Genomic DNA, 10483 nt, shown 5'->3' on the forward strand with positions numbered 1-10483 from the left:
GGCCGATGTCAGCCCGGATGCGTTCTGTTTCAAGTGTCCGTCAACGTGGCATGGCGGTGATCGTCGCCCTGCTGGTGGTGGCGCTGGTGGCGGTAATTGCCACGGCACTGCTGACCCGGCAGTCGGCCCAACTGCGCGCGCTGCGGGGCGACCAGCTGCGCGCGCAGGTGCGCATGGCGGTGGACGCAACGCTGGAGCGTGCGGCGCAGCAGCTGCGTGAGGATGTAAAGGAACAGCTGACCACGGTGCGCAGCGGGCGCTGGGCGCGTCCCTTGCAGCTTCAGGCACCGCTGCCGGTGCAGCTGCAACTGGTCGATGCCCAGTCGATGTTCAACCTGCGCAATCTGCTGGCCCATGGCCAGCCGGATCCCGAGGCGCGGCGCGCGTTCATCGCGTTGTGCGTCGGGCAGGGGTTGGGACAGGGTGCCTGTGCCTCGGCGGCGGACCATATCCAGGCACGCCTGCGCGATGGCGACATCCAGGCGCAGGCGCCGCTGCCGCGTGAATCACTGATCGAACAGGCGCTGCCGGGTGCCGATCCGGTGGCGTTGCAGGCGCTGGCGCTTCGCACCGTGGTGTTGCCGGCGCAGACCCTGGTCAACGCCAACACCAGCGACCTGCGCGTTCTGCAGGCGGTGACGCCTGCGGTCGATCCGGCGCGGCTGCAGGCGCTGCTCGGTGAGCGCGACGCTGGCCATTGGCTGCTCAATCGCGGCGACATCGCCAACCGACTTCAACTGAGCAACGAACAGATGGTCGTGCTTCCCCTGGGTATCCATAGCGAGTGGTTCCTGGCCATCGGTCAGGTGCAGGCTGACGGCAGCGCGGTTGATTTTCGCGCGCTGCTCTGGCGCGAGTACCGCGACGATGGCGTGCGTGTGCAACGCGTGTGGACGAGGATCGGCGCATGACCGTGCAGATTCGGGTGCGCCTGCCGGCGCTTGAGCGTCTGCGCGCCGACAGCGCGGTGGACTGGGCGCAGCTGCACAAGGGCGAGGTGCTGGCGCACGGGCGCGACACGCTGGCGGCGCTGGGCCTGCGGCATCCGCAGGCCGCGGTGCATGCCTGCCTCGATCCGAATGACCTGATCCTGCTGGAACTGCAGCTGCCACCGTTGTCCGGGCGCCGCCTGCAGTCGGCGCTGCAGGGTGAGGTGGAGGCGATGCTGCTGGATGACCTGCAGGAGGTGGCGCTGGCCCACGGTGCGCAGGCGGCGGACGGCACGGTTCCTGTGGCCTGGCTGGGCCAGCAGGCGGTCCTGCAGGCCCAGCAGTTGCTGGCTTCGTGTGCACTGCGGTTGCAGGCGCTGTATCCGACGCCGCTGCTGCTGCCCTGGCAGGACGGCCATGCCACGCTGCAGGTCAGCGGCGAGCACCTGCTGGTACGCAGCGGGCGCGATCGGGGTTTCGTTCAATGGTATGGCGGACGGGATGCCTGTGCGGTGATGCAGGCGCAGGCCGTGCGCCTGCAACAGGCCGGCATGCAGGCCGTGCAGTGGATTGATGGTGTGCCGCCGACGTGGCCGGAACGTCTGCCCGCCACTGCCATCCCCCATGAACGGCAGGCCTCTGGCCCCTTGCCAGGCTGGTCATTGCCTCTGCCCGGGGCGGGCCAGAAAGCGCCGCGGCTTGCGATCGGGCTGGCATTGGCGGCGATGTTGCTGGCCGCGCTCGGTCTGCAACTGCAGGTCTCGCGGTGGCGAAGTGAGGGCGAGGCCCTGCAACAGGACATGGCACGCCAGTTCAGCGCACGCTTCCCGGAGATCACCGACGTGGTGGACCCGGTGCTGCAGGCAAGGCGAGCACTGGCCGTGCCACTGCCGGCGCCGCCGTTGCCGCCGCTGCAGCGTCAGGTAGCCGGCATGCTGCAGGTGGTTCCCGAGCTGGCCGGGCAGGTGCGGAGCCTGCATTACCAGCCCGGGCAGCTGGACATGGAGCTGGATGCCGACGCCCAGGCATTGGCCGACGATCCGCAGCGGCTTGAGCATTGGCAGCAAGCGGTCCAGGCGCAGGGCCTGCAGTTGGCGCGCGAAGCCGGTGGACGCCTGCGGGTGAGCGGAGCTGGACAGTGACGACCCGGACCCTGCGGCTGGTCGCGGGAATGACGGGCCTGCAGCAGCGCTGGCAACGCCTGCCACCGCGCGACCGGCTGATGCTGTGGGTGATGGTGGTGGCGCTGCTGGCGGCGGGTCTGTGGATGTTGTGGCTGGAGCCGCTGCTGAAGCAGCGCACGCACTGGCAGGCCGAGCTGCCGCGGCTGCAGGCGCAGGCGCGTGTCCTGGCGCCACTGCTGCAGGCACGCGAGCGCCAGCAGCAGACGCAGGGGCAGCGCCCGACGATGGCCAGGTTGCGTGACGAAATCAAGTCGGCCGGACTCGCCGACGGACTGCATATCGAAGCGCGCGACGGGCATTGGCACCTGCAGGTTCAGGCGGTGCCCGCTGACGCGCTGTGGAACTGGCTGCTGCCCGTGCTGGCCGATCCGGCCATCGAACTGCAGCAGCTGCAACTGACACGCACAGGGGATGCGAACATGCCGGCGGCACGGATTTCCGGAAACATCGTGATGGCGCTCAACGTGGGTGCCCATCCATGAGGGTGATGCCCAGCCTTGCCTGCAGTACCGCACTGGCCCTGATCGTGTGCATGGCCCACGCACCGGCGCCGGTGCTGGCGCAGGACGCCCGCGATGAGCCGGTGCAGTTGAACCTGGTGGATACCGATATCGGTGGCGTGTTGCGCATGGCGGCACGCTTCACCGGACGCCAGTTCCTGGTCGACCCACGGGTGACCGGCAAGATGACAGTGGTTTCCGACGGCCCGGTCAGCCGTACCCAGGCCTACCAGTTGCTGCTGGGCGCACTGCGCATGCGTGGCTTTGCGGTGGTCGAGAACAGCGGGGTCAGCCGGGTGGTGCCGCAGGCCGACGCCAAGCTGCTCGGTGGCCGCGTGGGCAGCGGCGGTGCAGGGGGCGAGATCGCCACGCGCACCTTTGCGCTGCGCTACGAGAACGCGGCTGCGCTGGTGGCAGTGCTGCGGCCGATGATCAGCCCGGACAATCCGATCACTGCCAACCCGGGCAACAACACCCTGGTGATCACCGACTATGCCGACAACCTGGAGCGCATCGCACGGGTGATCGCCAGCGTCGACACGCCGACCGGTATGGACACCGATGTGGTGAAGCTGCAGCAGGGCATTGCCGTTGACGTGGCGGCGATGGTCGCGCCGCTGCTGGATGCGCAGGGCGCCGAGCCTACCCAGAAGGTGGTGGTGATGGCTGACCCGCGCAGCAACAGCGTGCTGCTGCGTTCCAGCAGTCCCGGTCGCACCCGCCTGGCGCGGCAGCTGGTGGAGAAGCTGGACCGCGCGCAGGACGAGTCCGGCAACCTGCATGTGGTCTACCTGCGCAATGCCCAGGCCAACCAGCTGGCCGGTGTGCTGCGGGGCGTGGTGGCCGGGCAGAGCGATGCACCGGCAATGGGGAGCAATGAAGGCATCACACCACTGCCGGGTGACGCCAACCGTTCCACGCCCGCGCAGCCGTCGCAGCCGCAGCAGGCCAAGACTGGAGGCAATGCGCTGGAATCGCAGCGGCTGGACCCTAGCCGGCGCGATCCGATAGATGCGGGAAGCACCGGCTTCAGCCAGAACGGGGTCTCGGTGCAGGCGGACGTGGCCACCAATACGCTGCTGATTTCGGCGCCGGAGCCGGTGTACCGCAACCTGCGCCGGGTGATCGACCAGCTCGACCAGCGCCGGGCACAGGTGCTGGTCGAGAGCCTGATCGTGGAGGTCAACCAGACCGATGCGGCCGAGCTGGGCGTGCAGTGGATGCTGGGCAATGGCCGCACCTTTGGCGGCACCCACTTCGGTGGTGCCACCGGCGGCAGCGGGCTGAGCACCACCGCGCGCACCACGCTGGACGTGCTGCCCAAGGATGGCCTGAAGATCGGCGTGATCGACGGCACCATCAACCTTCCTGGTGTCGGCCAGATCCTCAACATGAAAGCGCTGGCCAACGCGCTGCAGAGCAAGGGCGGCGCCAACATCCTGTCCACGCCGAACCTGATGACGCTGGACAACGAGGCGGCCAGCATCATGGTCGGTCAGACCGTGCCGTTCGTCAGCGGCCGCTACGTGACCGACGGCGGTGGCGGCAGCAACAACCCGTTCCAGACCATCGTGCGCGAGGACATCGGCCTGAAGCTGCGGGTGCGCCCGCAGATTTCCGAGGGCGGCACGGTGAAGCTGGACATCTACCAGGAAGTCAGCAGCATCGACGCGCAGAGCGCGAACAGCACGGCCGGTATCATCACCAACAAGCGCGCCCTGGATACCAGCGTGTTGCTGGACGATGGCCAGATCATGGTGCTCGGAGGCCTGCTGGAAGACAGCGTCAGCCACGGGCGCGATGCGGTTCCAGGCCTGGGCAAGCTGCCGGTGCTGGGGGCATTGTTCCGCAGCGACACGCGCAAGCGCGCCAAGACCAACCTGATGGTGTTCCTGCGCCCGCACGTGGTGCGCGACCCCGCCGCCGGCCAGCGCCTGACCCGCGACCGCTACGACTACATGCGCAACGCGCAGGCCGGCGCGCAGCCGGTTCAGAGTTGGGCGTTGCCAGCGCTGTCCGCACCACAGCTGCCGCCGCAGGACCTGTCTGTCCTCGGCCAGGGCAATGCGCGCGATGGGCAGGGTCAGCCGCTGCAGAACACCAGCCTGGCGGCGTTGTATCCGGCCGGTAACGGCGATGCCCAGCTGGTGCAGTTCGCGCAGGGGCTGGACCCGGCGCGTGCCAGCCAGGTCGTGGCACAGGTGCGGGCACTGGGCCTGCAGGCCTATGCCGAAGCGACGCCCGGCGAGAGCGGGCAACGCCTGCGCGTGCGATTGCCGCGCGATCCGTCAACGCTGGACCCGGCACTGCAGCAGCTGCGCGGGCTGGGCTACACGCCGGAACTGGTGATCGGGCCGTGAGCGCCGTTGTGCCGCTGCCGTACGCGTGGGTGCGCAGCCACGGGGTGATGCTGTCCGAAGCCGGTGGCGAGCCGGTGCTGCTGGGAACGGCCGATACCGCAGCGTGGGCCGTGGCCGAGCTGCGCCGGCGGCATGGCCCGCTACCGTTCCAGACGCTGGATGCGGCAGCCTGGCAGCAGCGCTTGGACGAACAGTATCGTGACGGCGGCGATGCCGCTGCCGTGGTCGGTGCCGCCGAAAGCGAAGTCGATCTGGACCGGCTGATGCAGGACATGCCGGAGGTCACCGATCTGCTGGATGCGCAGGACGATGCGCCGGTGATCCGCATGATCAACGCATTGTTGGCACAGGCTGCGCGCGATGGCGCCAGCGATCTGCACATCGAGCCGTTCGAGACCCATTCGGTGGTGCGCTACCGCGTGGACGGCACCCTGCGCGACATGGTGCAGCCACGCCGCGCCCTGCACGCAGCGCTGGTGTCGCGTATCAAGATCATGGCCCATCTGGACATTGCCGAGAAGCGCCTCCCGCAGGACGGGCGCATCGCGATCCGCGTGGGTGGGCGTCCGTTGGACATTCGTGTCTCCACGGTGCCGACCGGGCATGGCGAGCGCGCCGTGCTGCGACTGCTGGAGAAGGATGCCGGCCGTCTGCAGCTGCAGCGCCTGGGCATGGCTGATGACACCCTGGCCACGTTCACCGGATTGATCCGGCAGCCGCACGGCATCGTGCTGGTGACCGGCCCGACCGGCAGCGGCAAGACCACCTCGCTCTACGCCGCGTTGGGCCAGCTCGACAGCAGCACCAGCAACATCCTCACCGTGGAGGACCCGGTGGAGTACGACTTCGCTGGCATCGGCCAGATCCAGGTCAATGCGCGCATCGGCATGAGCTTCGGCACCGCGCTGCGCGCGATCCTGCGCCAGGATCCGGACACCATCATGATCGGCGAGATCCGCGACCTGGAAACTGCGCAGATTGCCGTGCAGTCGTCGCTGACCGGCCACGGCGTGCTGGCCTCGCTGCATACCAACGATGCGATCTCGGCGGTGACCCGCCTGGCCGACATGGGCGTGGAGCCGTTCCTGCTGGCCTCGTCGTTGCGCGGCGTACTGGCGCAGCGGCTGGTGCGGCGGCTGTGCATGCAGTGCCGGCGTGCCGAGGTGGACGGCGATGGCAGAACCGTGTGGCGCGCGGTGGGCTGCGCGGCCTGCGCCAACAGCGGCTATCGGGGGCGAACCGGCATCCACGAGCTGTTCGTGGTGGACGATCGCGTGCGTGCGCTGATCCATGAAGGGCAGGGTGAGCCCGCGCTTCGCGAGGCGGCGCGGCGTGCCGGCATGCGTACCCTGCGGCAGGACGGCCAGCGCTGCGTCGACTGCGGGGTGACCACGCTGGAAGAGATCCTGCGCGTCACCGGCGACGATTGAGGCCTGCATGGCACTGTTCGACTACCAGGCTGCCAACGCGCAGGGCCGCATCGAGAAAGGGCAGCTGGATGCCGACAGCCCACGCGGTGCTCGGCAGGTGCTGCGTGGGCGCGGGCTGACTCCTGTTCAGGTGAGTGCGGCGCGCAGTGCCGGCAGTGGGTGGGGCGCTCGGCGGCTGTCCGCCAGCGAGCTGGCTTGGGCCACCCGCCAGTTGGCCAGCCTGCTGGCCGCGAGCCTGCCGTTGGAAGGCGCATTGAGTGCGGTGATCGAACAGGCCGAGCGCCCGCATGTTGCGCAGTCGCTTACCGCAGTGCGCGCCGATGTGCGCGGCGGCCAGCGCCTGACCGTGGCGCTGGCCGCGCGACCACGCGATTTCCCGCCGATCTATCGGGCGCTGGTGGGCGCCGGTGAAGACTCCGGCGACCTGGCACGGGTGATGGAGCGCCTGGCCGACTACATCGAAGAGCGCAATGCGCTGCAGGCCAAGGTGCTGACCGCCTTCATCTACCCGGCTGCAATCAGCCTGGTATCGGTGGCGATCGTGATCTTCCTGCTCAGCTACGTGGTGCCACAGGTGGTGACCGCGTTCGTACAGGCGCGGCAGACGCTGCCGATGCTGACCCAGGTGATGTTGGCGGCCAGCGCGTTCGTGCGCAGTTGGGGCGTGTGGGCAGGGCTCGGCATCGCTGCGCTGGTGGTGGCATGGCGGTTGGCGTTGCGCCGGCCCGAGCTGCGCCTGCGCTGGGACGCGATGCTACTGCGGGTGCCGATGGTCGGACGCTTCGTGCTGGGCGTGAACAGTGCGCGCTTCGCCTCTACGCTGGCGATTCTGCTGGATGCCGGTGTGCCGCTGCTGCGTGCACTGGAAGCTGCCCGGCAGACCTTGGGCAATGCGCTGCTGGCGCGCTGCGCCGATGACGTGTCCGCACGCGTGCGCGAAGGGGCTGCGTTGGGTGCGGCATTGAAGGTACAGAAGGTGTATCCGCCGATCCTGGTGCACCTGGTGGCCAGTGGCGAGAAAACCGGTTCGCTGGCACCGCTGCTGGATCGCGCCGCGCAGACGATCTCGCGTGAGATCGAACGTCGTGCGATGGCGCTGACCGCACTGCTGGAGCCGACCATGATCCTGGTGATGGGCGGCGTTGTGCTGACCATCGTGCTGGCCGTGCTGATGCCGATCATGGAAATGAATCAGTTGGTGCAGTAGATCCACGCCATGCGTGGATACGTCGTACGGCCCGCGTGGTGGGTGATCCATCCACGCATGGCGTGGATCTACTGACATCCTCAACCCCTTGGTGCAATGATGCGCAAAGCGCATCACGGGTAGAGTCGACTGTTAGTCGACTAGCGCGCAGAGCGCGTGCTTCGTACTGCTACTGCGGGTGAAGGGTAGTCGACTAACAGTCGACTCTACCCAGTCGGCTCTAGCCGGCCGATTCCATCAGTCGATTCCATCCAGCCGATTCTCCACACAATCCTCCACACCTTTTTTCGATCTTCCACAGGTTTCTTAAGCGGCCTGTCATCGGCGGCGACCAGCATAGCCACGTCGCCGCAGAGTGGGCTGGGAGGCCCTCGGCGGCAGCAGGCGTGTAGTGACCGTTCCTCCCTTGGTGTTTCCCTTCGCAGTAAACCCTTCAGGAGAAGATCATGAACAAGTACAAGACCCTGGCCGCGCTGGTTGCCACCGCGCTGCTCGCCACTGCGGGTGCCGCTTCGGCCCAGCAGTCCCTCGTCAACGGCGGCGGCGCTTCGCTGCCGGCCGATCTGTACAAGGGCCAGGCCGACAGCATCCTGCCGTCGACCTTCAGCTACGCCGTGACCGGTTCGGGCACCGGCAAGAAGGCGTTCCTGGAAAACAAGATCGCGCTGTTCATCCCGACCGGCACCGGCAACGTCCACTTCGCCGGCAGCGACTCGGTGCTGAGCCAGGCCGAAATCGACACCTACAACACCACCTACAACTCCGCGACCTCGACCACCAAGTTCGGCCCGCTGCTGCAGATGCCGTCGGTCGCCACCTCGGTCACCATTCCGTTCAACAAGGCTGGCTCGGCCGTTGACCTGACCGTGGCCCAGGCTTGCGGCATCTTCTCGGGCAAGATCACCGATTGGTCCGGCACCGGCACCGGCCGCACTGGCCCGATCCAGGTTGTCTACCGTGGCGAGAGCAGCGGCACCAGCGAGCTGCTGACCCGCTTCCTGGCCAGCGCCTGCCAGCCGGGCGACGTTGCCGGCACCAACCTGAAGCTGACCAACGGTGCGCCGGCCTTCTCGGTGCAGTCGACCTTCGCCAACCTGTTCACCACCGTGCCGTCGAACTTCGTCGCTGCGCCGGCCACCGGTGGCACCGCGCTGTACAACGCCGTGTACGCCGCTGACGGTCGCATCGGCTATGTGGGCCCGGACGTGATCCCGAACCTGCAGGACGCGACCAAGGTTGCCAAGCTGAAGGGCTATTCGCCGGATGAAGTGAGCGTTGCTGCCACCCTGAACACCATCGCTCCGCCGTCCTCGGCTGCCGACATCGCCAACCCGGCCAAGTGGGTGCCGGTGTTCACCAACCCGTCGGCGGGCTATCCGATCGCTGGCTACACCAACCTGGTGTTCGGCCAGTGCTACCGCGTCGCCCTGGCTCGCAATGCGATCCGCGACTTCCTGCAGAACCACTACAACGTGGGCGCGACCGGCAACAACGATGCCGCGGTGCGTGCGCACGGTTTCATCCCGCTGACCCAGGACTGGCGTGAAGCGGTTGCTGCCAACCTGGTTTCCTCCTCGGCTGCTACCGGCCTGAGCAACCCCAGCACCTGCACCACCGGCGTCGGCCGCTGATCCAGCGGTACTGCTGAAAAGGGCGCCGGCCGCGAGGTCGGCGCCTTCTTGCGTGTCGGCCCGGGCCGGCAAGGACGTGGGTACCCAAGGGAGAGGAAGATGAAACGTACATTGGTTGTGGCAGCGCTGTGCATCGGTGCCTCGCTGTGTGGAACCGCAGCTGCGCAGGTCAAGGTCCTGCCCATCAAGGGCGCGGGATCGGGTGTGCCCGCCAAGCTCTATGCGGAATCGGCGGACAGGATCCTGCCGGCCAACGTGACCTATCGCGCTGTGGGTGATGAACCTGCGCGGCGGGCGTTCCTTGAGAATGTGCCCGAGTCTGCCGGTGAGACCCGGCCGCCCCATTTCATCGCAACCGAATCGGTGCTGACCAGCGCCGAGATCCACGCATACAACACCGTTCATGCAAAGCAGATTGGTGCGCTCGTCCAGGTGCCCGTAGCCGGCCTGGCGATTGCGTTGCCGTTCAACGCGCCCGGCGGCACCCTGGATCTGAGCGTGCCGCAGCTGTGCCGCCTGTTTTCGGGCAAGGTCGAGTACTGGAATGACCTCGATCCTGGCCGTGCCGGCGTGGTCACGGTGGTCTACCGCGCCGAGAAAGGCGGAACCACTGAACTGCTGACCCGCTTCCTGTCCACGGCGTGCTCACGGATGGATACCGAGGGTTCCAGGCTGGTGGGAGGCACGTTCAGGACCACCCGCGATTTTGCTTCGCTGTTCTCTGCATTGCCCACCAACTTCGTGGCTGCAGCCAGCGAGCAGGCACAGTACGACCGGATACTGGCCACCGCCGGTGCCATTGGATACAGCGGTCCGGACATCGCCGCACCGCTGTCCGATCCAACCCGCGTTGCCAAGGTGCGCGGCTACTCGCCCGATGACGCCAGCGTGCGCGCGACCTTGAACTCGATCGCGCCTCCGACCGGCTCTGCGGCAGAGCGACCGGAAAACTGGGTGCCGACGTACAGCTACCCGCCCGTGGGCTATCCCATCGTCGGCACCACCAACCTGATCTTCAGCCAGTGCTATGCCGAGGTCTGGGAAGCGATGTCGCTGCGGGTGTTTCTGATTCCGCATTACGCCAGGCGGAATGATGCGGCCGTCACCGCGCATCGGTTCATTCCGCTGCCCTCCGCCTGGGCCGAAGCCATCCGCAGCCGGTTCGCCGTGGCGGGCGTGCCGACGGGCTTGAACAACCCGAGCACCTGCGCGGGCATCGGTCGTCCGTGACGAGGCGGTGTT

8 protein-coding genes are annotated in these 10483 nt (G+C 67.6%); all 8 read left to right on the top strand.

Annotated features, from left to right (window positions below):
- Positions 1–5: 5 nt before the first annotated feature.
- The 8 genes from gspK to AASM09_RS10090 all read left to right on the top strand — a co-directional run bounded on the left by gspK (position 6) and on the right by AASM09_RS10090 (position 10471).
- Positions 6–911: a type II secretion system minor pseudopilin GspK gene (gspK, locus tag AASM09_RS10055; RefSeq protein WP_049431544.1), complete on the top strand. Its 906-nt coding sequence runs from the start codon at positions 6–8 to the stop codon at positions 909–911.
- Positions 908–2071, top strand: coding sequence for a type II secretion system protein GspL (gene gspL / locus AASM09_RS10060; protein WP_049431547.1), 1164 nt, complete (start codon positions 908–910; stop codon positions 2069–2071). The genes gspK and gspL overlap by 4 nt, the downstream gene beginning before the upstream one ends.
- Positions 2068–2595, top strand: coding sequence for a type II secretion system protein GspM (gspM, locus tag AASM09_RS10065; protein ID WP_049431550.1), 528 nt, complete (start codon positions 2068–2070; stop codon positions 2593–2595). The genes gspL and gspM overlap by 4 nt, the downstream gene beginning before the upstream one ends.
- The gene (gspD, locus tag AASM09_RS10070) at positions 2592–4973 is read left to right on the top strand and encodes a type II secretion system secretin GspD (RefSeq protein WP_049431553.1); all 2382 of its coding nucleotides are present in this window, start codon (positions 2592–2594) and stop codon (positions 4971–4973) included. Before gspM ends, gspD begins: the two co-directional genes overlap by 4 nt.
- Entirely contained in the window at positions 4970–6403 is a 1434-nt protein-coding gene (gspE, locus tag AASM09_RS10075) for a type II secretion system ATPase GspE (RefSeq protein ID WP_049431556.1), read from the top strand. Before gspD ends, gspE begins: the two co-directional genes overlap by 4 nt.
- 7 nt (positions 6404–6410) lie before the next feature.
- Positions 6411–7610: a type II secretion system inner membrane protein GspF gene (gspF, locus tag AASM09_RS10080; RefSeq protein WP_049431561.1), complete on the top strand. Its 1200-nt coding sequence runs from the start codon at positions 6411–6413 to the stop codon at positions 7608–7610.
- A gap of 446 nt (positions 7611–8056) precedes the next feature.
- Complete coding sequence (locus AASM09_RS10085) at positions 8057–9241, top strand: substrate-binding domain-containing protein (RefSeq protein ID WP_049431563.1); 1185 nt, start codon at positions 8057–8059, stop codon at positions 9239–9241.
- A 48-nt stretch (positions 9242–9289) separates the two neighbouring features.
- Positions 9290–10471, top strand: coding sequence for a substrate-binding domain-containing protein (locus AASM09_RS10090; protein ID WP_238378701.1), 1182 nt, complete (start codon positions 9290–9292; stop codon positions 10469–10471).
- Positions 10472–10483: the final 12 nt, after the last annotated feature.

The sequence above is a fragment of the Stenotrophomonas maltophilia genome (assembly GCF_039555535.1).
In the GTDB taxonomy this organism is placed as follows: Bacteria; Pseudomonadota; Gammaproteobacteria; order Xanthomonadales; family Xanthomonadaceae; genus Stenotrophomonas; species Stenotrophomonas maltophilia_Q.

What these genes read in the sequence shown, in the direction of transcription:
- gspD (WP_049431553.1), top strand. Translation starts at nt 2,592, where the DNA reads ATGAGGGTGATGCCCAGCCTTGCCTGCAGTACCGCACTGGCCCTGATC.
- gspK (WP_049431544.1), top strand. Translation starts at nt 6, where the DNA reads ATGTCAGCCCGGATGCGTTCTGTTTCAAGTGTCCGTCAACGTGGCATG.
- AASM09_RS10085 (WP_049431563.1), top strand. Translation starts at nt 8,057, where the DNA reads ATGAACAAGTACAAGACCCTGGCCGCGCTGGTTGCCACCGCGCTGCTC.
- gspF (WP_049431561.1), top strand. Translation starts at nt 6,411, where the DNA reads ATGGCACTGTTCGACTACCAGGCTGCCAACGCGCAGGGCCGCATCGAG.
- gspL (WP_049431547.1), top strand. Translation starts at nt 908, where the DNA reads ATGACCGTGCAGATTCGGGTGCGCCTGCCGGCGCTTGAGCGTCTGCGC.